The organism is Bacillus arachidis (assembly GCF_030285945.1).
GTDB lineage: Bacteria > Bacillota > Bacilli > Bacillales > Bacillaceae_G > Bacillus_A > Bacillus_A arachidis.
This window is the reverse complement of record NZ_CP127376.1, coordinates 3,590,413-3,611,306: the sequence shown is the minus strand read 5'-3', so window position 1 is coordinate 3,611,306 and position 20,894 is coordinate 3,590,413. Positions and strand designations below refer to the sequence as shown.

Annotated in this window: 24 protein-coding genes and 2 pseudogenes; 21 read left to right on the top strand and 5 right to left on the bottom strand. The window is 35.8% G+C overall.

Annotated features, from left to right (window positions below):
- The first annotated feature begins 56 nt into the window (after positions 1–56).
- The 11 genes and pseudogenes from QRY57_RS20155 (at position 57) to QRY57_RS20110 (ending at position 7,458) form a co-directional block, all read left to right on the top strand.
- Entirely contained in the window at positions 57–1,250 is a 1,194-nt protein-coding gene (locus QRY57_RS20155; RefSeq protein WP_208017004.1) for a D-alanyl-D-alanine carboxypeptidase family protein, read from the top strand.
- Between the two features lie 173 nt (positions 1,251–1,423).
- Entirely contained in the window at positions 1,424–1,774 is a 351-nt protein-coding gene (spoIIAA, locus tag QRY57_RS20150; RefSeq protein ID WP_026590092.1) for an anti-sigma F factor antagonist, read from the top strand.
- A complete protein-coding gene (gene spoIIAB, locus QRY57_RS20145) occupies positions 1,775–2,215 on the top strand; it encodes an anti-sigma F factor (RefSeq protein ID WP_026590093.1) in 441 nt (146 codons plus the stop codon).
- 12 nt (positions 2,216–2,227) lie between these two features.
- Positions 2,228–2,986 carry an RNA polymerase sporulation sigma factor SigF gene (sigF, locus tag QRY57_RS20140; protein ID WP_026590094.1) on the top strand — a complete coding sequence of 253 codons (759 nt, stop codon included), beginning with the start codon at positions 2,228–2,230 and terminating at the stop codon, positions 2,984–2,986.
- Between the two features lie 340 nt (positions 2,987–3,326).
- Positions 3,327–3,469, top strand: a pseudogene (locus QRY57_RS27025) (stage V sporulation protein AA); the annotation flags it as partial.
- Positions 3,464–3,571 (top strand): annotated as a pseudogene (locus QRY57_RS27235) (stage V sporulation protein AB); the annotation flags it as partial. The pseudogenes QRY57_RS27025 and QRY57_RS27235, both read left to right, overlap by 6 nt.
- Before the next feature lie 11 nt (positions 3,572–3,582).
- Positions 3,583–4,041: a stage V sporulation protein AC gene (gene spoVAC / locus QRY57_RS20130; protein WP_026590095.1), complete on the top strand. Its 459-nt coding sequence runs from the start codon at positions 3,583–3,585 to the stop codon at positions 4,039–4,041.
- A gap of 12 nt (positions 4,042–4,053) precedes the next feature.
- The gene (gene spoVAD, locus QRY57_RS20125; RefSeq protein WP_026590096.1) at positions 4,054–5,070 is read left to right on the top strand and encodes a stage V sporulation protein AD; all 1,017 of its coding nucleotides are present in this window, start codon (positions 4,054–4,056) and stop codon (positions 5,068–5,070) included.
- Between the two features lie 3 nt (positions 5,071–5,073).
- Positions 5,074–5,424 carry a stage V sporulation protein AE gene (gene spoVAE / locus QRY57_RS20120; RefSeq protein ID WP_026590097.1) on the top strand — a complete coding sequence of 117 codons (351 nt, stop codon included), beginning with the start codon at positions 5,074–5,076 and terminating at the stop codon, positions 5,422–5,424.
- A 5-nt stretch (positions 5,425–5,429) separates the two neighbouring features.
- Complete coding sequence (gene spoVAEA, locus QRY57_RS20115) at positions 5,430–6,008, top strand: stage V sporulation protein SpoVABEA (protein ID WP_286015946.1); 579 nt, start codon at positions 5,430–5,432, stop codon at positions 6,006–6,008.
- Positions 5,986–7,458, top strand: coding sequence for a spore germination protein (locus QRY57_RS20110; protein ID WP_286015945.1), 1,473 nt, complete (start codon positions 5,986–5,988; stop codon positions 7,456–7,458). Before spoVAEA ends, QRY57_RS20110 begins: the two co-directional genes overlap by 23 nt.
- Positions 7,459–7,507: 49 nt before the next feature.
- Here the strand turns inward: QRY57_RS20110 and QRY57_RS20105 are convergent.
- Positions 7,508–8,862, bottom strand: a protein-coding gene (locus QRY57_RS20105) for an IS3 family transposase (protein WP_286015944.1) whose coding sequence is annotated in 2 segments (ribosomal slippage) — positions 7,508–8,409 and positions 8,409–8,862 — 1,356 coding nt in all. Because the reading frame shifts where the segments join, the coding sequence is not laid out codon by codon here.
- 146 nt (positions 8,863–9,008) lie between these two features.
- On the opposite strand from QRY57_RS20105, the gene QRY57_RS20100 reads away from it, so the two are divergent.
- Positions 9,009–9,812 carry an HAD family hydrolase gene (locus tag QRY57_RS20100; RefSeq protein WP_208017009.1) on the top strand — a complete coding sequence of 268 codons (804 nt, stop codon included), beginning with the start codon at positions 9,009–9,011 and terminating at the stop codon, positions 9,810–9,812.
- A 230-nt stretch (positions 9,813–10,042) separates the two neighbouring features.
- On the opposite strand, the gene QRY57_RS20095 is transcribed toward QRY57_RS20100, so the two are convergent.
- Entirely contained in the window at positions 10,043–10,909 is an 867-nt protein-coding gene (locus QRY57_RS20095) for a DUF1002 domain-containing protein (RefSeq protein ID WP_026590101.1), read from the bottom strand.
- 188 nt (positions 10,910–11,097) lie between these two features.
- Between QRY57_RS20095 and QRY57_RS20090 the strand changes: the two genes are divergently transcribed.
- Complete coding sequence (locus tag QRY57_RS20090; protein ID WP_026590102.1) at positions 11,098–11,535, top strand: peptidylprolyl isomerase; 438 nt, start codon at positions 11,098–11,100, stop codon at positions 11,533–11,535.
- 569 nt (positions 11,536–12,104) lie between these two features.
- Positions 12,105–12,470 (top strand): GNAT family N-acetyltransferase, encoded by a 366-nt coding sequence (locus tag QRY57_RS20085; RefSeq protein ID WP_026590103.1) that lies wholly within the window; start codon positions 12,105–12,107, stop codon positions 12,468–12,470.
- A 20-nt stretch (positions 12,471–12,490) separates the two neighbouring features.
- Here the strand turns inward: QRY57_RS20085 and QRY57_RS20080 are convergent, their stop codons facing one another.
- Both QRY57_RS20080 and QRY57_RS20075 read right to left on the bottom strand, forming a co-directional pair.
- Positions 12,491–13,009, bottom strand: coding sequence for a DUF309 domain-containing protein (locus tag QRY57_RS20080; RefSeq protein WP_286015943.1), 519 nt, complete (start codon positions 13,007–13,009; stop codon positions 12,491–12,493).
- A 117-nt stretch (positions 13,010–13,126) separates the two neighbouring features.
- Positions 13,127–13,222 carry a YjcZ family sporulation protein gene (locus QRY57_RS20075; protein WP_017151030.1) on the bottom strand — a complete coding sequence of 32 codons (96 nt, stop codon included), beginning with the start codon at positions 13,220–13,222 and terminating at the stop codon, positions 13,127–13,129.
- Between the two features lie 168 nt (positions 13,223–13,390).
- On the opposite strand from QRY57_RS20075, the gene QRY57_RS20070 reads away from it, so the two are divergent.
- The 6 genes from QRY57_RS20070 (at position 13,391) to phnF (ending at position 18,746) form a co-directional block, all read left to right on the top strand.
- The gene (locus tag QRY57_RS20070; RefSeq protein ID WP_026590105.1) at positions 13,391–14,128 is read left to right on the top strand and encodes a segregation/condensation protein A; all 738 of its coding nucleotides are present in this window, start codon (positions 13,391–13,393) and stop codon (positions 14,126–14,128) included.
- Between the two features lie 230 nt (positions 14,129–14,358).
- On the top strand, positions 14,359–14,916 hold the full coding sequence (gene scpB / locus QRY57_RS20065; protein WP_432804095.1) for an SMC-Scp complex subunit ScpB: 558 nt from the start codon (positions 14,359–14,361) through the stop codon (positions 14,914–14,916).
- Between the two features lie 73 nt (positions 14,917–14,989).
- The gene (locus tag QRY57_RS20060) at positions 14,990–15,892 is read left to right on the top strand and encodes a ComEC/Rec2 family competence protein (protein ID WP_286015941.1); all 903 of its coding nucleotides are present in this window, start codon (positions 14,990–14,992) and stop codon (positions 15,890–15,892) included.
- Between the two features lie 256 nt (positions 15,893–16,148).
- Positions 16,149–17,291 (top strand): N-acetylglucosamine-6-phosphate deacetylase, encoded by a 1,143-nt coding sequence (gene nagA, locus QRY57_RS20055; RefSeq protein WP_286017913.1) that lies wholly within the window; start codon positions 16,149–16,151, stop codon positions 17,289–17,291.
- A 5-nt stretch (positions 17,292–17,296) separates the two neighbouring features.
- Positions 17,297–18,085, top strand: coding sequence for a glucosamine-6-phosphate deaminase (nagB, locus tag QRY57_RS20050; RefSeq protein WP_026590109.1), 789 nt, complete (start codon positions 17,297–17,299; stop codon positions 18,083–18,085).
- Positions 18,015–18,746 carry a phosphonate metabolism transcriptional regulator PhnF gene (phnF, locus tag QRY57_RS20045; RefSeq protein WP_208017013.1) on the top strand — a complete coding sequence of 244 codons (732 nt, stop codon included), beginning with the start codon at positions 18,015–18,017 and terminating at the stop codon, positions 18,744–18,746. The genes nagB and phnF overlap by 71 nt, the downstream gene beginning before the upstream one ends.
- Positions 18,747–18,824: 78 nt before the next feature.
- Here the strand turns inward: phnF and QRY57_RS20040 are convergent, their stop codons facing one another.
- Positions 18,825–19,643, bottom strand: coding sequence for an HAD family hydrolase (locus tag QRY57_RS20040; protein ID WP_286015940.1), 819 nt, complete (start codon positions 19,641–19,643; stop codon positions 18,825–18,827).
- A 165-nt stretch (positions 19,644–19,808) separates the two neighbouring features.
- Here QRY57_RS20040 and glcT point away from each other — a divergent pair, with 165 nt between their 5' ends.
- Entirely contained in the window at positions 19,809–20,657 is an 849-nt protein-coding gene (gene glcT, locus QRY57_RS20035; protein ID WP_026590112.1) for a glucose PTS transporter transcription antiterminator GlcT, read from the top strand.
- Positions 20,658–20,894: the final 237 nt, after the last annotated feature.

Here is a 20,894-nt window from a genome sequence, read left to right as displayed (position 1 = left end):
GTATAAAAACACGTCGATTGGAAAAAATAGGTTTGATATAGAATGGAGGGTTAGTCATGAGGCGAGTTTTTGGAATACTTGTTTGTTTCATGTTGCTATTTTCTGGTGTTTCGGTTGGCTTTGCAGAATCTAAGAAAGCGCAGTCTGAAAAAACAGAAATAGAAGCAGGACCGAAGTTAGCGGAGCAAGCATCGTCAGCAATTGTTATTGAGCAAGATACGGGTAAAGTTTTATTTGAGAAAAGTCCAAATGAAAAATTGCCACCTGCTAGTATGACAAAGATTATGACAATGCTATTGATTATGGAACAAGTTGAAAAAGGAAAACTAAAACTAGAGGATAAAGTTAGAGCAAGTGAGCATGCAGCTTCGATGGGTGGTTCACAAATCTTTCTTGAGCCGGGTGAAGAAATGACAGTGAATGAAATGCTAAAAGGGATTGCAATTGCATCGGGAAATGATGCATCTGTTGCAGTTGCTGAGCATATCGCTGGTTCAGAAGAAGGTTTTGTAAACATGATGAATAAAAAAGCAAAGGATTTAGGATTGAAAAATACACATTTCCAAAATCCAACGGGTCTTCCAGCGAAAAATCATTATTCAACAGCATATGACATGGCAATTATGGCGAAAGAGTTGATGAAGTATCCACTCATTCGAAAATATACAGGAAAGTATGAAGATTACTTACGAGAAGATACAGAGAAAAAGTTTTGGCTTGTGAATACGAATAAATTAGTTCGTTTTTATCCTGGGGTGGATGGGGTAAAAACAGGTTTTACAACAGAAGCCAAATATTGTTTAACAGCATCAGCTGAAAAAAATGGCATGCGTGTCATTTCTGTTGTCATGGGAGCTCCAACATCAAAAGAACGTAACAATCAAGTAACAAAGCTCCTTGATTATGCATTTGGACAATATACAACGAAAAAATTGTATAAGCGTGGTGAAAAAATTCAAACCGTAAAGGTAGGAAAAGGTAAGAAAGACAAGGTAGATTTAGTTGCATCAGAAAACGTATCTCTTTTGATGAAAAAAGGCGAGAATATGGACAAGGTAAAACAGGAAGTTATTGCTGAAAAGAAAGTAAAAGCACCAATTAAAAAAGGTGATGCACTCGGTACACTTGTTATTAAAAAAGATAAGGATGTTTTATTAAAGCAAACGATTGTAGCGAGAGAAGATGTTGCTGCAGCAAGCTGGTGGGAGCTATTTAAAAGAAGTTTAGGGACGTTTTCAACATCGAAATAGCGGCAAAAATATTGCCGCTATTCTATCTATATACATGAAAAAGGTAGAATAATTGCTGAAAGATTCACATTATGGCGAAATAGTACTTCTTTTGTCAGTAGGAAGGATTCTTATTTTATGTTCACGAAAATCTTATGTACATGAGTAAAGTTTAAGCATAAGGAGGAAATCGTGTGAGTCTTTCCGTGCATTTAGAAGTAAAGCGTGATGTCTTATGTGTAAGGCTGGCGGGTGAACTAGATCATCATACTGCTGAAGAGTTGCGAGCAAAAGTAACGGATATGATTGAGACGCATCGTATTCATCATATTGTATTAAGTTTAGAAAAATTAACATTTATGGACAGTTCTGGTCTTGGTGTTATATTAGGCAGATACAAGCATGTTAAAAGTTTAGGAGGGGAGATGGTCGTTTGTGCAATCTCACCTCCTGTAAAACGTTTATTTGAAATGTCAGGTCTGTTTAAAATCATTCGCTTAGAAGAAAGTGAAGCGCATGCGCTCGCGACATTGGGGGTGGCATAAATGAGAAATGAAATGAACCTTCAATTTTCAGCATTAAGTCAAAATGAGTCGTTCGCTCGTGTTACAGTTGCTGCTTTTATCGCACAATTGGATCCAACGATGGAGGAATTGACAGAGATTAAAACAGTTGTGTCTGAAGCAGTCACAAATGCAATTATTCATGGGTATGAAGGGAATGCTGAAGGTGTTGTTTACATTTCAGTGATTTTGGAAGAAGCAATGGTGAAACTCACGATTCGAGATGAAGGGGTTGGCATTTTTAACTTAGATGAGGCAAGGCAACCTCTTTTTACAACTAAACCTGAATTAGAGCGTTCCGGAATGGGATTTACTATCATGGAAAATTTTATGGATGAAGTAGAAGTCATTTCAAATGAATCTTTCGGGACAACAATCCATTTGACAAAATACTTATCAAATCGTAACGCTCTATGCAATTAAGGAGAATTGCCTATGGACATAGAGGTCAGAAATGAGAAGAAGAAGCCTCAGTTAAAGGACCACGAGTTAAAAGCGTTAATTCAAAAAAGTCAAGATGGAGATCAAGGGGCGAGAGATACGATAGTCCAAAGTAATATGCGTCTTGTATGGTCGGTTGTACAACGCTTCCTCAATCGAGGATATGAACCAGATGATCTATTTCAAATTGGCTGTATTGGGCTCTTGAAGTCGGTAGATAAATTTGATTTGTCTTTTGAAGTGAAATTTTCAACCTATGCAGTTCCAATGATTATTGGAGAAATACAGCGATTTTTGCGTGATGATGGATCAGTGAAAGTAAGTCGCTCTTTAAAAGAGACTGGAAATAAAATTCGAAAAATGAAAGATGAGCTTTCTAAAGAATATGGAAGGGCTCCAACAATTAATGAGGTAGCAGAGGCGCTTGAACTAACGCCAGAAGAAGTGGTTCTTGCACAGGAAGCGAGCCGTACTCCATCATCCATACATGAAACGGTTTATGAAAATGATGGAGATCCTATTACAATCTTAGATCAAATTGCAGATCAAACAGAAACGAAATGGTTTGATAAAATCGCCTTAAAAGAGGCGATTAGAGAATTGGATGAGCGCGAACGTTTAATTGTATATTTGCGCTATTATAAAGATCAAACTCAATCAGAAGTAGCAGAGAGAATTGGAATTTCACAGGTTCAAGTATCAAGGCTTGAAAAGAAAATATTAAAACAGATGAAAGATCGAATAGATGAATAGCCATCTATTCGATTTTTTGTATTAGACTAGACGGCATTGATATTTCAACTAAACTTGGAAAGAAAAAAATCATGAAAAAGTTGTATCTTATGTTATTGTTGTTATCTTTTCCAAAACCAAAGAATTTCAATCATCTGGAAATATTTACAGAATTTATTGGTGGTTTAGTAAATTTAAAATATAAACTTGTCATAATAAAAAACATCTGTACTCACATGGTGCAGATGTTTTTTTATTTAAATCGGTAGTAAATCTCTAATACTTTTATGAAAAAAGTTGTATTAGAAAAATTTCCAAAAACCATACTACAACTACGAGGAATAGTGAAGAGATGAGTGAAGTGGAGCGAACAATCTATCTCAAAATGCGAAATAGGCTGAGGATATCTCCTTCATATGAGGTGAAGATTGAAGAGATTGCACAAGTTGTTGGAGATTTTAGCATAGTAGAGAAAATAAAAAACAACTCGTTTATAAAATCACAAAACGTGTCGGGGAAGATGGGGAAATTGTGGTTCCACTCGTTGCACTTGTGCTTGGAAAGGTAATGGGGTCTTTGTTTCATTGGATTTATTTTGCAAGGTAGGAGGTATTAAGATGACACAAAATAAATTAAAAGATGATTACATACATAAAGTAAAAGATTATCACCCAAAGTCAAATTATGTGATGAATTGTGTAAAAGCGTTTGTCGTAGGGGGGCTGATTTGTACAGTAGGTGAATGCTTGATGAAATTTTATATGCACTATTTTCACTTCAGTGAGCAAAATGCCGGAAATCCTACAATAGCAACGCTTGTATTATTATCAGCTGTGTTAACGGGATTGGGTGTGTATGATAAAATCGGTCAATTTGGGGGGGCTGGTTCAGCAGTTCCTGTTACTGGATTTGCAAATTCAATGGCAAGTGCGGCAATTGAGCATCGTAGTGAGGGAATTGTACTCGGGGTTGCGACAAATATGTTTAAGCTTGCTGGAAGTGTAATTGTCTTTGGTGTTGTTGGAGCATACATTGTTGGTCTAATTCGATATACGTTTAAACTTTGGTTATCTTAAAGGAGACTAGATATGAGATTGACAGGGAAGCAAACATGGGTATTTCAAAATAATATATTTGTGAATGCAACAGGTACTGCTGTCGGTCCAAAAGAAGCGGAAGGTCCTCTTGGAAAGTGTTTTGATATTTCATATGATGAATTGCACTGTCAGGAAGAGAATTGGGAACTCGCTGAAAGACGATTGATGAATGATTCAATTCAGCAAGTCATGCAAAAAGGAGATGTAAAGCCTTCGCAAATTGATTTTCTTTTAGCAGGCGACTTATTAAACCAAACTGTTACAGCAAATTACGTGGCTCGGGAGCTTGGAATTCCTTTGTTAGGCATGTTCAGTGCTTGTGCGACATCAATGGAAACATTAGCAATTGGATCGGCTTTTATTGATGGAGGATTTGCTAACCGTGTGATAGCTACAGTTAGTAGTCATAATGCAACTGCCGAACGGCAGTTCCGTTATCCGACAGAATACGGGGGGCAAAGACCTGGTACAGCAACATCAACTGTTACAGGAGCAGGGGCAGTTTTAATTAGTAAAGAACAGAGCAATATTAAAGTAACAGCTGCAACCATTGGGGTAGTGCAAGATTTAGGAATTGCAGATCCTTTTGATATGGGGTCAGCAATGGCGCCTGCTGCTGCTCATACAATTCAACAGCATTTTGAAGATTTAGGAAGAAGCGCAGCAGATTATGATCTAATCGTTACAGGTGATTTATCAGGTGTTGGAGCGCCAATTACGAAGCAACTTTTACTCGAGGAAGGATATGATTTAGGGAATGTATATAATGATTGCGGATTAATGATTTATTATGGGGATCAAGAAGAGGTCTTTGCAGGTGGAAGCGGGTGTGCTTGTTCGGCAGTTGTAACATACGGTCATTTATTAAAAGAAATGCAAAAGGGAAACTTACAACGTATTTTTGTAGTTGCAACAGGAGCATTGTTAAGCCCGATTATGATTCAACAAAAAGAAACGATTCCGACAATTGCACATGGGGTTGTATTTGAAAGGGTAAAAGGGGTGTGAATTGTGGATTTTATATATGCGTTTATCGTTGGAGGAGCTATCTGTGTTATAGGACAGATTTTATTGGATTTTGCTAAATTAACCCCTGCACATTTGATGGCAACGTTTGTAGTGATTGGAGCGATTTTAGATAGTTTTGGACTATATGATAAGCTCATAAAATTTGCAGGTGCAGGTGCAACTGTTCCTATAACGAGCTTTGGACATTCCCTTTTACACGGGGCACTAGAGGCGGCTGAAAAACATGGTTATTTAGGAATTGGAATTGGCATGTTTAGCTTAACTTCTTCAGGTATTTCAGCAGCGATATTATTTGCATTTTTTGTAGCACTTATATGTAAACCGAAAGGATAAATCAAATGAGACGAAGGGTTATCTTGGTGACAGATGGAGATGAATATGCAAAACGAACGATTGAGCTGTTAGCAAAGGAATTTGGCGGAAGGTGTATTTCTGCATCGCAAAGCAATCCAACAAAATTGACGGGAAAGAAGATTGTGGAGCTAATTATGCAAACGCCATATGACCCTGTATTTGTTATGTTTGATGATAGTGGATTTATAGGGGAGGGTTCCGGTGAAAAGGCGCTAAAATATGTGGCAATGCATAAACAAATTGATGTTCTTGGTATTTTAGCCGTTGCATCTAATACACATCATTGGGAGTGGGCTCGTGTAGATATCAGTATAGATCGAGAAGGCAGATTAACAGAATATGGTGTTGATAAATTTGGACTCCCCGATGGTGAAATTGGCAGAATTAATGGAGATACGATTTATTGTTTAGATGAATTAACTGTCCCTGTAATTGTAGGGATTGGTGATATAGGAAAGATGTGTAGAAATGATGAGTGGGAGCGAGGATCGCCAATTACAAAAAAAGCAATTCAATTAATTTTAGAAAGAAGTGGGTTTTATGATGAAACAAAAGAAAGTTAATATCCCGATTTCTTCCTTCATAAGTGATAATGAAAATTATTTGAAACAAACAGCTGGACTTGGTGTCACATTTGATGTAGGGATTCGTAAGTTTCAAATTCTTGATAAAGAGATTGGTGTATTATTTGTAAATGGATTGTGTGATACAAACTATATTATCCCGATTTTAGAAGAAGCAGTTGATACAAATGAGATAAGGGATGTTGGTGAGAATACCGTAAAGCTTTTAGAAAATCGACTTATCCATCAACAAGTAAGTAAAGTGAAAACGATGGATGAAGTAATGCTACAAGTTTTATCTGGTCTTGTAATTATTTTTGTAGAAGGTGAAACAGAAGCTTTTGTAATTGATGTTCGTAGTTATCCAGGCCGAACACCGACAGAGCCGGATACAGAAAAAGTAGTGCGCGGGGCAAGAGATGGTTTTGTGGAAAACATTGTTGTTAATACAGCATTGATAAGAAGACGTATTCGTGATCCGCGCCTTCGAAACGAAATTATTCGGGTAGGGGATAGATCGCAAACGGATATTTGCATTACGTATGTTCAAGATGTTGCGAATCCAGATTTGATAAAAATTATTAAGCAAGAGCTAGAGAGTGTTGAAGTAGATGGGATTACGATGGCTGACAAAACGATTGAAGAATTTTTAGTAAAGCAAGGCTATAATCCTTTCCCGCTCATTCGTTATACAGAAAGACCTGATGTAGCGGCAAATCATTTATTAGAAGGACATGTATTAGTCATTGTTGATACATCACCAAGCGTAATGATTACACCAACAACTTATTTTCACCATGTACAGCATGCGGAAGAGTTTAGGCAAAATCCGGCAGTTGGTACATTTTTGAGATGGGTTCGTTTTGTAGGTATTATATTTTCTTTGTTTTTATTACCGTTTTGGCTCGTTTTTGTGTTCGATCCAACGTTGTTACCAGAAAAACTTGCTTTCATTGGACCAAATAAAATGACCAATCTCCCTATATTATTACAAATAGTTATGGCCGATATTGGACTTGAATTTTTGCGAATGGCATCGATTCATACACCAACTCCTCTATCATCAGCTACCGGCTTAATTTCAGCGATTTTAATTGGGCAAATTGCAATTGACGTTGGATTATTTGTTCCAGAAGTTATTTTATATACGGCGGTTTCAATGATTGGAATATATGCAACGCCAAGTTACGAATTAGGACTTGGAAACAAAATAGGAAAATTATTTGTCATTATTTTAACTGGCTTCTTCCATGAGATAGGATTTGTAATTGGCATGACGATGTTAATTTTATTTTTAACGTCCATCAAAAGTTTGCAAACACCATATTTATGGCCGTTTTTACCATTTGATTGGGGGGCATTAAAAACAATATTATTACGCCCGACCATGTCTAGTTTAAAAGTGCGTCCAAGTATTGTACATCCACAAAATATACGTAGACAAAAATAAGCAGGATCGTTTCTGAAGTGACCCCTAAAAGTTAGACACGGTTATTTCATTAGGCAGCTTGATAAAAGTGAGTCCGGTATTGCACCGGGCTCATTTTTAATTTTGCCTTTATCCGTTTCGTATTATAGTAATCTATATATTTTTCTAATTCTATTTTAAAATGCTCTACACTTTCAAACTCTTTTATGTAGAGGAATTCCGACTTCATGATCCCAAAGAAATTCTCCATTACTGCGTTGTCGTAACAGTTTCCTTTTCGAGACATACTCTGCACAATACCTCTTGATTCAAGTGTACGGACATATTGTTTCATTTGATAATGCCACCCTTGATCTGAATGCATCAGTAGCTGGTGATTTTCAGGTAAACGTTCTAATGCTTTCTCTAACATTTCTGAAACAAGTGAATACGTCGGTCTAGAGCCAATTGTATATGTAATAATTTCACTGTTATACAAGTCTAATACAGGTGATAAATAAAGTTTCTCTCCAAACAATTTAAACTCTGTGATGTCTGTTACCCATTTTTGATTCGGGGCATTTGCATTAAAATTGCGCTCTAAAATATTTGGTGCAATTTTACCGGATTTCCCCTTATAAGACTTATATTTTTTCATACGCACAACACACTTTAATCCAAGCTCTTTCATAATGCGCTGAACCTTCTTGTGATTCACTTTCTGACCACGATTCGTTAACTCATCACGAATGCGACGGTAGCCATAAAGCCCTTCATTTTCCTCATAAATCGCTTTAATCTCAGCTTTCAAATCGGTATCTAGATCCGGACGATTCATTTTCTTCACTAAATCATAATACGTGCTTCGTGGAATATCAGCTAGCTCCACGAGTGCCTTCACCGAATATTTATGCCTTAATTCATAGACTACTTGCGCTTTGTCCTGTTTAGTGACTTTTCCTTGTTTTGAACTAAGGCATTCAACTTTTTTAAGTACTCATTTTCCATTTCAAGCTGTTTAATACGTGCTTCAAGTGCTTCGACTGATCCTTCAACTGGTGCTTGTCTTGATTGTTTATTCGACACTTTTTTCATGGATGGACGCCCCTTTTTCTTTGATTGAAGGGCACCAATTCCTTGTGTTTCGAGTTGTTTTTTCCAAACAATAATCGTTGAAGGGGCAGGAATGTTAAAGATAGCTGCCGTTTCAATTAAGGACGTACCGTTTTCAATCATAAAATTTAGTACGTCTAGTTTAAATTGTTGTGTGTAATTTGTATACCGTTTTAGGAAAGCTTCCACACCATTCTGCTTATATTGGTTTACCCAATTCAAAATTACTGTGTCTCTTATGCCGATCGCTTTACCAATTTCTCGATAACTTTCATTTCCGTTCAAATAACGTAGAACGATGTGTATTTTTTCATCAACCGTAAATTTAGCCATAGAAAAACTGCACCTCCAATTGTTAGATTATGTGTCTAACAATTGGGGTGCAGTTCATCGTTCTCCTGCTTATTTTTTATTATAAATTTATCGTTTTGTAACAAAAAGACAACATTTTTTTCGTACACTTAGAGTAGAAATTGTGTATGAAAGGGGAAGAGAGCATGATCAAACTATTTGTAAGTGATTTAGACGATACACTCGTTTATAATGTAAGCCATATTCATAAAGAAGATGAAAAAGCACTTTGTTGGTTAGCGGAAAAAGGAACGAATATTTGCTTTGCTTCTGGCCGTTTTACACATAGGATCCAAGATGTGGTTAGAAGATTCGGATTTCCATATTATACGACAGGTTTAAATGGAGCTACCATGCTATTACCAAACGGGCAAATATTCCATGAATCGAAATTTAATGATCAAGTTGCCCAGGAAATATATCGATATATACATGAAAAAAGACTAGCTGATATTGTATGTGCAAAAGAGCAGAGATATACCAAAAAGAAAAATGAACATCATTATGCTTTTGAAGAATATATGAGTGTGCATATTGCGGAGATAGAAACATTAGAAGAAGAGTTTGGTAAAACAGTCCATCCTTCAAAGTTGTTTGTGTATGGAGAAGCAGGAAAGATTGTGACATTAGATGAAGAGCTAAGAGAAACTTTTCATGAACAAGCTGAAATTTTTATTTCTGGAAAAGGCTATGTGGATATTATGCCAATAGGGGTTAGTAAAGGAAGTGCTTTAAAACGGTTGATGGAGCATTTAAACATTGAAGCGCATGAAGTAGCATGTATTGGTGATTCTTTCAATGATATTTCCATGTTTACAGTAACACCACATTCTTTTGCTCTTCATCATGCACATCCCTATGTAAAGGAAAAGGCGCGTCACGTTGTTCGTTCTGTAGAGGAAGCTATTATGAAGTTACCCTTGCTTGTATAAAGTGAAACATTTTGAGATGAGAGTGTAACTGTCCGCAAATAGTGGGATAAATCCATTTTGTTTTCCTGCATATAAGTCGCAGCTATGAAAACAAACAGAAATATCCACTCATTTTCTCTTTTTGTCTTCACAAAGCATGGGGCGATGATCTCTCCCGTCTAAAAAAGATGGTTTATGTCGTTTTTAAATTTGGATGTATAAAGAAAAAGCTCGTCACTGACGAGCTTTTATTACTTAAATAATGATTTAATAAAATCAATGATACTAGAGAAAAAATCTTTTATCTTATCTAGGAAACTTTGTCCTTCTTCAGACCCTAAGAAGGCTGAAACATGTTCTTTCGCTTTATTTAATTGGCTACCAACTTGGTTCCAGTCAATATTTAAATTTTTCATTTTATCAAATAATGAAACTAAGTTATCTAATTGCTCATCTGTTAGTGTAATACCGAGTTGATCAGCAATCTTTTTAATTAGCGCACGTAAATCCTCTGTGGTCTTCGGCTGTTCTTTGGCAATTTCTTCTTTTACTTTTGCAACAAGTTGAACAGCTTTCTCGTCACCGATTTTATCACCAAGCTTAGCTGTTTGTACCATTTCTTCATTAGCTACTTTTTTTACTTCTTCAGGAATTTCTTTGTTTGCTGTAGTTTCGTAAGCTTTCATTAATCCCGTTAAAGCAGCTGTTCCTGATACTTTAAATGGTGCTGTAATCTGGATTTCTGCATCTTTGACACCTGCTGTGATAAGTGCATTTGTGTACATTGCATCTGTTACCCAGTTAATATTTTTTGCCCGTACAATAAGACCAGATCCTGGTTTTGTATACGTAATCATAGAAGAGGAAATCGCTCTTGTACCAATTTGTGATTTTGGAACGATGCCTTCTAAAAATTTATGTTCTTCCGCATTAGAGACAGTAATAACTTGCGCATCTTTTGGCGCTTTCATTTCTTTTAAAAGCTCCTGTTTTTGTTGTTCAGATAAATTTTCTCCTAATGTAACGATTGATTCTCCCTCAATCACGTCTGCAAATGAAGCTGACGGAATCATAAATACCGTAACAGCTAATAGCAGAGCTAATAGTTTCGTTTTCACGAAAAATCGCTCCCTTTCTTTTTCTTGAAATTTGCGGGCAACAAAGTAATTATAGTATATTTTAAAAATTTGTCATCCGTCTTCGTACTGATTTTAAAAAAGAAGTATGCAGATTGTCGGATTCTTTTTGTTTCTGAGCACGAATATGGTAATATAGTGCTGAGATAGTCGAAAGGAGACATATAAGCATGAAAACTTTAGGATACATATTAATGGAAAACGGAGAAAAAATCGAATTGGAATTTTTCTCGGAGGAAGCACCAAAAACAGTTGAAAACTTTAAAAAATTAGCAAATCAAGGTTTCTATAATGGGGTTACATTCCATCGTGTTATTCCTGGTTTCGTAAGCCAAGGTGGAGATCCAACGGGAACAGGAGCAGGTGGCCCTGGTTACTCTATTCCATGTGAAACTGATGAAAATCCTCATAGACATGTAGTTGGCTCACTTTCTATGGCACATGCTGGCCGTAATACAGGTGGTAGCCAGTTCTTTATCGTTCATGAGCCACAACCACATTTAGACGGTGTACATACTGTGTTTGGTAAAGCAACAAGCGGCATTGAAACAGTATTAAACATGCGTCAAGGCGATGTAATGAAAGAAGTTAAAGTTTGGGAAGAGTAAGCTGAAGAGAGCACTGTGCTCTCTTTTTATTTTTTTCGCTGTTAAAGAATCATCATTCAAAATTTCACATGATATGTAAAGAAGATTAGAAATATTTGGGTATAAAAGTTTGCTGTGTTCAATGTTTGTAGTGGCAGTTGGAGAGAAAACTTAAATAAGAAAAGTTTTAATCTATAAACAGGAATTTGTAAGTAATGTGCAGTAAATGATAAGAGAGTAGATAGAAAAGTTTTTATAGCTAACTAAACTTTTTGCAATAAAACTATTTTTATAAAAATACATAGAATACAGTGAAGATGTATTTTGCTATTCGAAGTCAATAAGCTTTGTAGTTCAATCAGTTCTGAGAGAAGCTGAGTTCATTTTAGGAAAGTGAGTTTTCGTTTATTTTATTAGTGAAAATAAAGGAATATTATACATTTGACTTTCCTAAATTCTCTTTGTATGATTATCAGGTTGTTTTGGCAGCCCTTCTCACTACAGTGAAAATATTGTAAAATGGATATGATGTAAAAATAGTAGTAGAGGGGATACATGGTTTGTAACTTTTGTAAGAAGGGATAAGGTTTATGTTAATTCGTTTTAAAAAAAGTTATGAAAAGATTGCAATGGGGCTTCTTTCTTTTATGCCGACTGAAAAAGATGTGAAAACTTTACAGGTGACAATGAAGGAATATGATAAAAATGATCATTGGCAACTGTATTTGTGGAAACAAAATGATGATTTTGTTGGGATAATTGGAGTTATTAAAGAAGAAGATGTATTAAAGATTCAACATATTAGTGTAAATCCGTCTCATCGTCACATGGGGATTGGAACGAAGATGGTACAAGAGTTAAAAAATAAGTTTCAAGATGCTATGATTTGTGGTAATGAACAAACTGCGAGTTTTTGCGAAAAGTGTCAGGAAGTTGAACAGAATATACATTCATAAAAGCAGAGATAGGAACCATGTCATCTCTGCTTTCTTTTTTTTAGCTGTTCGTTTCGTTCGGCAATTACAGCATTTCTGTCACGTAATTTATGCTTATGGATAATGTATTCAGTAGGTAGCGACTGAGCATCTTTCCAAGGAATCATTTTTTCTGTACATAATTGCCGGCATGTGTTTTCTAAAGAAGAATCTGAAAAAGGTAAAAATATAGGTGTGAAAGGTTCTTTCGCTTGAATAGACAGTAATTGTTTTTGTAATATAGTTAAAAGTTTGGAGTGATTCAGACCTAATTTGTGCACTTGTTTACTTTCTTTATTTAAAATAGTAATGGCGCTTTTCATCATTCGTAGTGAACCATTCCAATTTGAGCGTCTGTGATGATATAAAGAAACTGCTATTTGAATAAAACCAACCCAATAGTTGTCCCGCTCTTCTCGAGGTTTTAATTTCCAATGCTCCTCTAATACTTCATGACATTCAAAATAATCGTAATCACCATGAAAATGAATTAAAAACTGTATGTATGCTGTAGGATACATTCTTTTCACTCCTGTCTAAATAGTCTTATGTACAGTGTATCATGAAGTGAAATTCCGAAAAAAGCGTGATAAATAATAAACGACTAGAGAACCTCTAGTCGTTTATTATATTCTGCATTAGCAGAAACAAGCCGCGCCTACAATGATTAATAAGATAAAGAGCACAACAAGTAAAGCGAAACCGCCGTGAAAACCACAATCAACATGGCCCATAGTTTTTTACCTCCTACATTGAACTTACTACATTTTTATCATATGAAAGGGTGGGCATTGTTGCATGGGCAGGTGTCTATTTTTAACTAAATTTCTGAAAAAGGTTGGATAGAACATAAGTATGCTCTATACTTATGTTGTTATAGAAAAAATGTGGTGGGATGCTTTGTGCAATATAATTTTAAAGTAGAGGCTTTTGAAGGGCCTTTAGATCTATTGTTACATTTAATTCATCGTTATGAAATCGATATATATAATATTCCTGTAGCGGAAATTACAGAGCAGTATTTATCCTATATTCATACGATGAAAGACTTGCAATTGGATGTTGCAAGTGAGTATTTGGTGATGGCTGCAACGCTATTGCAAATTAAAAGTAAAATGCTGTTACCGAAACAAGAGGAAGATGTACCTGATAATGGTGAAGACTTTATAGATGATCCCCGTCAAGAGTTGATGGAGCGGTTAATTGAATATAAAAAATACAAGCAAGTTGCTACTGAATTAAAAGAGAGAGAACAAGAGAGAGCGCAACTTTTTACACGTCCACCAATTGATTTTACATCGTTTCAGTCAGAAGAGGAGACAAGTTTACCTCTCGATGTCACACTATATGATATGTTAGCGGCATTTCAAAAACTTTTGCGTCGTAAAAAATCCAAACGTCCAGTAACAACAAGAATTACTCGTCAAGAAATCCCGATTGAACAACGTATGAGTGATATTTTAAAGCAATTAGAAATAGCGGAAGGACGCCAAAGCTTTTATGACTTATTTGTTGATGAAGAGCGTGAAGTAATGGTTGTAACGTTTTTAGCTGTACTAGAACTCATGAAAAATCAACAAATTATTATTGAGCAAGAACACAATTTTGATGAAATCTTTTTGACTCGTTCTAAAGCCTAGTAGAACTTGCATCTTAAGATTGTGAGGAAAACTAGCAGTAAGTATTTGATGAGTGAAAGTAATGATCAGTGGAAATACGCCCACTGATCAAAGATTCACATGATCGTGTTTAGGAACAATAGAAGGAATGTTGGACCGGACGCAATATACTGTGATTCGGTTTTTACTATGGACATTTTTGCATGGAAAAGTATAAGAAAGGAGATTGTACGTTGGATAGAAAAGACAAAATGGCAATTATTGAGGGACTTTTATTTGTTGCGGGTGATGAAGGAATTTACCCGGAACAAATTGCAAAAGTACTTGAGGTTGAAGTGAAAGATGTAATTCAGATGATCGAGGAAATGCAAAGGGAATGTGAAGGGATGCAGAGAGGTTTGCAAATTGTACAATTTGCAAAAGTGTATCGCTTTGCTACAAAAAAAGAACATGCTCCTTATTATCAAAAATTGATGAATACCCCAACCGCCGCTTCTCTTTCTCAGGCCGCTCTTGAAACATTGGCGATTGTTGCTTATCGTCAGCCAATTACAAGAACGGAGATGGAAGAAATTCGTGGTGTGAAAACAGATCGAGCATTGCAAACATTGGTTTCGCACTTACTTATAAAAGAAACGGGTCGAGCGGAAGGACCAGGGCGTCCGATTTTATATGGTACTACGAAAGAGTTCTTAGATACGTTTGGACTTCAAACATTAGATGATTTACCAGCTCTTTCTGAAGAAGATGAACAAATGAATGAAGCAGACTTATTCTTTGGCTCCTTGCAGGAACTGTCAAAATCGTAGCTTAGCACATTGCTAAGCTTTTTTGTATATGAAATACGCCTCGTGTCATACTAAATGAAAAAGGAGACGGATTATGAAAAGAGTACGGATTATTCTATTGCTAGTTTCTGTTTTATTATGTTTTGCATTAAACAGCACATCTGCCAAAAGATATATGACGTCTGTTCATACTGCGTCTTCTTTTCCCGTGCAACGTCCACATTTAGGAAGAATGAAGATGAGCTTTTTTAAGGTAGGACAAGGTGATGCTATACTTATTATCTTACCTAATGGTCAAACTGTGTTAATCGATGGAGGACCTTATGAGGCTGGAGAGATAATTATTCAAAAATTAGTTGAAAAGGGAATCAATCATTTAGATGTTGTGGTAGGGACTCATCCAGATATGGATCATATAGGTGGGCTTATCCCGATTATAGAACAAATGCCAGTGTCACTTGTATTAGATAGCGGCAAAACCTATAGTTCTTTTACATATCATACGTATAGGAACAATATTAAAAAGAGGGGTATTCCGTTTGTTCGTGTAAAACAAGGCCAGCATATTCCGTTAGATCCCCAAGTTGCAATTCAAGTGTTAAATAACGGGGAATCAAAGGATGAAAATAATGAATCATCGATCGTTTTAAAGGTTCGATATGGCAAAGCTGATTTTTTGTTAATGGGAGATGCGGATATACAAACTGAAAAAAAAATAATGAAGCGATATGATATACATGCAGATGTTTTAAAAGTAGGTCACCATGGCTCATATACGTCAACCAGTGAACAATTTCTAAAGAAGGTAAATCCTCAATTTGCTATTCTTTCTTATGATAAAAAAAATCCATATGGGCATCCACACCAAAGTGTAGTAAAAAGATTAAAGAGATATGGTGTGATGACGTATGTAACCGATAAACGAACAGTAGATATTGAAACGGATGGAGAACATATTGTAATGTGGTCCAACCCTCCACTTCCATTATTAAAGTAACTCGATATCACTTATGGTTACATTTTGAATCAAATAAGAAATCGATACCAAATTTCGAAAAAGGTTCATTGTCTTCTTTTGGAAAAAGTGAATAGTATATATTATAATTAGATAAGAAAAGTAAATTTCCTTTTTTAATCATAAAAGAGGAAATTTGTTTTTAATGTATAGACAACTACTCATGTATATATTAAGATGGAATTAGGCAAATAGGTAATAATACAAGTAGGTATTTCATGGGAAAGGATCGATGAAAATGAAAACGCAAGTTGTCATCAATGCCAAAATTTATACAGGTCACGAAGTAATGGAAAGTGGATTTATTCGTTACGCAGAAAAAATTGAAAAAATTGGTTTGATGACTCAATATGTATCACAAAAAAATGAAACTGTATTTGATGCAGAAGGAAAAATTGTGATTCCAGGTATGATCGATGTTCATATTCATGGTGGATACGATATTGATGCGATGGATACAAATAGCGATGGATTGGTAACCCTTGGTAAAGAAATGTTAAAAGAAGGGGTTACAACTTATTTCCCAACAACAATGACGCAAGCTCCAGAAGCAATTGAAGCGGCATTAATAGCTGCAAAAGAGGCGAAAGAAAAAGGAGCGCATTTTGAATATATTCATTTAGAGGGACCATATGTTTCAAAAAAACGTGCAGGAGCACAGCCACTTGAGCATATCGTTCCTGCGAATATTGAACAATTTAAACAATGGCAAGAGGCAAGCGGTAATTTAATTAAATTAGTAACGTATGCGCCAGAAGAAGATGGTGCGATAGAGTTTGAACAGTATCTTGCTGAAACTGGTGTTGTTGGTACAATGGGACATACAGATGCAATTGATGCACAATTAAAAAATAGAAACATTACACATGCTACACACTTATACAATCAAATGCGTGGTTTACATCACCGTGAACCAGGAGTTGTTGGTCATGTGTTATTAAATCCAGATGTAATGGTTGAAGTTATTACAGATGGTATTCATATTCATCCAGATATGGTGAAGTTAGCATATAAATTAAAGGGCCCTAAAAAAGTAAGTGTCATTACTGACGCAATGCGTGCAAAAGGTTTAGAAGATGGATTATATGAACTTGGTGGACAGCCGGTACATGTAAAAGACGGTAGCGCAAGGTTAGAAGATGGAACATTAGCTGGTAGTATCTTGAAAATGGATCAAGCATTCCGAAATGTAATTGAATTCACAGGATGTTCTGTTGAAGATGCTGTTCTTATGACATCAGTTAACCAAGCTGAAGAGTTTGAATTAACGAATAAAGGTGTATTAGCAGTAGGCAAAGATGCTGACTTTGTTGTTATGACCCAAGATTTACATGTATATGATACAGTTCGATTAGGAATCCATATGAAAGAAGGGAAGTAAGTAGGATGAATATTCTTGTTGTAAAAACTTCGGAAGAATTAGCAGAAGCAGGCTATAAATTAATTGAAGAAGTTATAAAATCAAAAGAAAACCCAACATTAGGAATGGCTACTGGAAGCTCTCCACTTGGTATTTATGCAGAAATGCGAAAAAATAAACTTGATACAAGCCGTGTAACCACTGTAAACTTAGATGAGTACGTAAATTTACCACATGAAGATAAAAACAGCTATCATTACTTTATGAAAGAACAGTTGTTTGATCATCTTCCTTTTAAAGAAACTTATGTACCAAATGGGATGGCAAGTGATTTAGAAGAAGAGTGTAAGCGTTATGAAAGCATTCTAACAGCTAACCCAGTTGACTTACAGATTCTTGGAATCGGTGAAAACGGTCACATCGGATTTAACGAGCCAGGGACAGCGTTTAATTCTTCAACTAACATTGTAGAATTAACAGAGTCTACACGCCAAGCAAATCTTCGCTTCTTTGAAAAAGAAGAAGATGTGCCAACCCATGCGATTACAATGGGTATTGGAAGCATTATGAAAGCGAAACAAATTCTCCTTGTTGCTATGGGACCGAAAAAAGCAGAAGCAATTAAGGAATTATTGCAAGGTAAGTATAGCGAAGCGTGTCCTGCTACAGTATTACAACGTCATCCGAGTGTAACTGTAATTGCCGATCCAGAAGCTCTATCTTTATGCAGTGAGGCGATTGCTGATGAACATCGACAAGTATTCACCATTTCCGATCTATTATCAGATTCAAGAGTGGGTGAAACAGCTAATTGAGGACGGTGAATGGAAGCCGGGAGATAAAATTCCATCTGAGAATGAACTTTGTGATAAGTTCGAAGTAAGTCGCATGACAATCAGACAGGCAATTAATAACTTAGTGGAGCAAGGGTATTTATATCGAAAACGTGGAATTGGAACGTTTGTTCAACTTCCGAAAGTGGAGCAGAAGCTGCAAGGGATGACCGGATTTACAGAGGATATGCTTTCTCGCGGTATGCAACCAAGCAGCCAATTATTAAGCTTCCGCGTAGTTCCAGCTACTGCTAAAATAGCAGAGCGGCTTAGGATACAAGAGGGAGAATCGGTGTATGAAGTAAGGCGTATCCGCTTAGCTGATGACGAACCGATTGCTTTTGAGACGACATATTTGTCACCAACTCTTGTAAAAGATATTAATGAAGAAATTCTGCAACAATCCTTATACGAACATTTAGAGAAAAAATTAGGCTTTAAACTTGTTCGTGCTACCCAAGCAATTGAAGCTTCAATTGCAACGGATAATGAAGCGGAGCATCTGCATATTCCAAAGAAAGCACCTGTACTTGTAATGAGACAATGGTCATATGCAGAAAGCGAATTACCGCTAGAATACGTGAAATGTATTTATCGTGGTGATCGTTATAAGTTTATTACGAGTATTTCACGAAACAAGTAATATATTTTATTTTGTGAAATGTATTAAACTTTCGATTCAGCCATTGGATATGTAGAGAAATAAAAATACGACTCATCCTTATAGGGAGTGAGTCGTATTTTTATTTCGTTTGGAGTTGTAAGTTATCGCGTGTTCTACAGCGTCTTTTACAGAGTCTACGACATATTGTGCGTGCTTTTTCACTTCATCATCAGCTTGTGACATGGCAAAGCTATGAGGTGTTAAATTAAACATCGGAATATCATTGTAAGAATCTCCGATGCAAGCAACTTCTTCAGGTTTTATTTGGAATTCTTGTAATAAAACGGAGATGGCGGACCCTTTGCTAACATTTGGAGGCATGACATCTAAGCATTGTTCAGCGGAGATAAAGGTACTGACTTTACCGCTAAATTTCTCATCGATTTTTTTCTGAAGTACTTGTAAGTCTTCTTTTGTGCCCCCGACAGAAATTTTATTAGGGAAAATTGTATCATCAATTTTTTGTAATAAATTTGGTTCTTCAACAGAAGTCATTGTAACTTGTTTTTCAAGTTCATGAATAAAGGGTGTTTTTTCCTCAATGTAATAATTATATTCGTCACTTACATAACGAAAATAAGGCTCTTCTTTTGTCATTGCTAACAAATCTGGTAAAATGCCAGAATCAAATGTCGCAGACAATAATTGTTTATTCTCATGGGTATATACGAATACACCATTTACGCTAATGCGGTGAAAGTTAGTACCAATCTCTTTCATCAAATCAGCAATTTCATTATCAAGCCTACCGGAGGCAAAACAAAGAATCACATTTTGCTCTGCGAGACTATGAAGTGCAGTAATATCTTCTTGATCAATGAAACCTCCATGCTGCATCATTGTACCATCAATATCGCTTATAAACATTTTAATCATGTTGCTTTCTCCTTTCTATGTATATTTGCTCTTACATTATACGTATATAGTGCAATCATGTCTAAAATATGACTTTTTCTAAAATGGTAGATGTTTTGCATTGACGAAAAAGAAGGATGTTCTGTAACATAAAAGCAGGTTATTTAAGTACGAGGGTGGTGTTATATGAATAATTATCTAGAAATTAAAAAAGTTTTAAATAATAATGTCATCATTGCGAGCCATCAGGAGCATGAGGAAGTAGTAGTGATTGGCAAGGGGATTGGATTTGGGAAGAAAGCGAAAGATGTATTAAAAGCGGAGCAAATTGAAAAAATGTTTGTTTTAAAAAATGAACGTGACCGTGAACAATATAAGCTTTTAGTGCCACATGTGAGCGAAAAATTAATTGAACTGATGAACGATATTATGATATATATTCAAGAAAAGGCGCAGTCACCATTAAACGAGCATATTCATATTGCCTTAACAGATCATATTTCTTTTGCAATTAAAAGACTGAAACAAGGCTTTACAATAGATAATCCTTTTTTAGTTGAAACAAAAATGCTGTACCCAGAAGAGTACAAAATTGCTGAAGGAGTTGTACAACTTTTAAATTCCCGTTTGCAAATTACATTGCCAGAAGGGGAAATTGGCTTTATTGCACTTCATATTTATAGTTCACTCACAAATTCTGATCTATCTTCTGTTAATCAAAACTCTCGTCTTATTGCAAAGCTTGTTTCATTAATTGAAACAAATCTACATCTTACATTAGATCCAGAAAGTATTCATTATTTACGCCTTATTCGTCATTTACAATATGCAATTGAACGGGTGAAAAAGGGAGAAAAGGTAGAAGAAGCGCAGGGATTTGCTGATTTATTAAAAGCAGAATATCCAATCTGTTATAACTTGGCTTGGAAGCTAGTTAAGGTAATGCAAAAAGAACTACAACTTCCTGTATATGAAGCGGAGAGCGTGTATTTAACGATGCACTTACAACGATTAGTGAAAGCAGAGCATGTGTAAAAAGATATTATATTTTGTCTAAAATGAAAACGTTAAAAAAAATGATTGAATCGCTTACAATAGTTATGTATAATTACTAATACAAAGTTATACAAATTTCGACAAACACGTTAAGGTGAGTAACGAAAACGTTTGCCTTAATTATAGTGAACTTATACGTAAACCTATTTTTGACACGTGTTACTGATTCGATCAGGCATGAGTGGAGAAAAGTTGGGAATGTAAGCTAAAGAAAGG

What these genes read in the sequence shown, in the direction of transcription:
- scpB (WP_432804095.1), top strand. Translation starts at nt 14,359, where the DNA reads ATGGCAATTATTGAGGGACTTTTATTTGTTGCGGGTGATGAAGGAATT.
- QRY57_RS20040 (WP_286015940.1), bottom strand. Translation starts at nt 19,643, where the DNA reads ATGATTAAAATGTTTATAAGCGATATTGATGGTACAATGATGCAGCAT.
- QRY57_RS20100 (WP_208017009.1), top strand. Translation starts at nt 9,009, where the DNA reads ATGAAAGGGGAAGAGAGCATGATCAAACTATTTGTAAGTGATTTAGAC.
- nagA (WP_286017913.1), top strand. Translation starts at nt 16,149, where the DNA reads ATGAAAACGCAAGTTGTCATCAATGCCAAAATTTATACAGGTCACGAA.
- glcT (WP_026590112.1), top strand. Translation starts at nt 19,809, where the DNA reads ATGAATAATTATCTAGAAATTAAAAAAGTTTTAAATAATAATGTCATC.
- spoVAD (WP_026590096.1), top strand. Translation starts at nt 4,054, where the DNA reads ATGAGATTGACAGGGAAGCAAACATGGGTATTTCAAAATAATATATTT.
- QRY57_RS20110 (WP_286015945.1), top strand. Translation starts at nt 5,986, where the DNA reads ATGATGAAACAAAAGAAAGTTAATATCCCGATTTCTTCCTTCATAAGT.
- QRY57_RS20075 (WP_017151030.1), bottom strand. Translation starts at nt 13,222, where the DNA reads ATGGGCCATGTTGATTGTGGTTTTCACGGCGGTTTCGCTTTACTTGTT.
- sigF (WP_026590094.1), top strand. Translation starts at nt 2,228, where the DNA reads ATGGACATAGAGGTCAGAAATGAGAAGAAGAAGCCTCAGTTAAAGGAC.
- nagB (WP_026590109.1), top strand. Translation starts at nt 17,297, where the DNA reads ATGAATATTCTTGTTGTAAAAACTTCGGAAGAATTAGCAGAAGCAGGC.
- QRY57_RS20090 (WP_026590102.1), top strand. Translation starts at nt 11,098, where the DNA reads ATGAAAACTTTAGGATACATATTAATGGAAAACGGAGAAAAAATCGAA.
- QRY57_RS20155 (WP_208017004.1), top strand. Translation starts at nt 57, where the DNA reads ATGAGGCGAGTTTTTGGAATACTTGTTTGTTTCATGTTGCTATTTTCT.
- spoVAEA (WP_286015946.1), top strand. Translation starts at nt 5,430, where the DNA reads ATGAGACGAAGGGTTATCTTGGTGACAGATGGAGATGAATATGCAAAA.
- QRY57_RS20080 (WP_286015943.1), bottom strand. Translation starts at nt 13,009, where the DNA reads ATGTATCCTACAGCATACATACAGTTTTTAATTCATTTTCATGGTGAT.
- QRY57_RS20060 (WP_286015941.1), top strand. Translation starts at nt 14,990, where the DNA reads ATGAAAAGAGTACGGATTATTCTATTGCTAGTTTCTGTTTTATTATGT.
- spoVAC (WP_026590095.1), top strand. Translation starts at nt 3,583, where the DNA reads ATGACACAAAATAAATTAAAAGATGATTACATACATAAAGTAAAAGAT.
- phnF (WP_208017013.1), top strand. Translation starts at nt 18,015, where the DNA reads ATGAACATCGACAAGTATTCACCATTTCCGATCTATTATCAGATTCAA.
- spoIIAB (WP_026590093.1), top strand. Translation starts at nt 1,775, where the DNA reads ATGAGAAATGAAATGAACCTTCAATTTTCAGCATTAAGTCAAAATGAG.
- QRY57_RS20085 (WP_026590103.1), top strand. Translation starts at nt 12,105, where the DNA reads ATGTTAATTCGTTTTAAAAAAAGTTATGAAAAGATTGCAATGGGGCTT.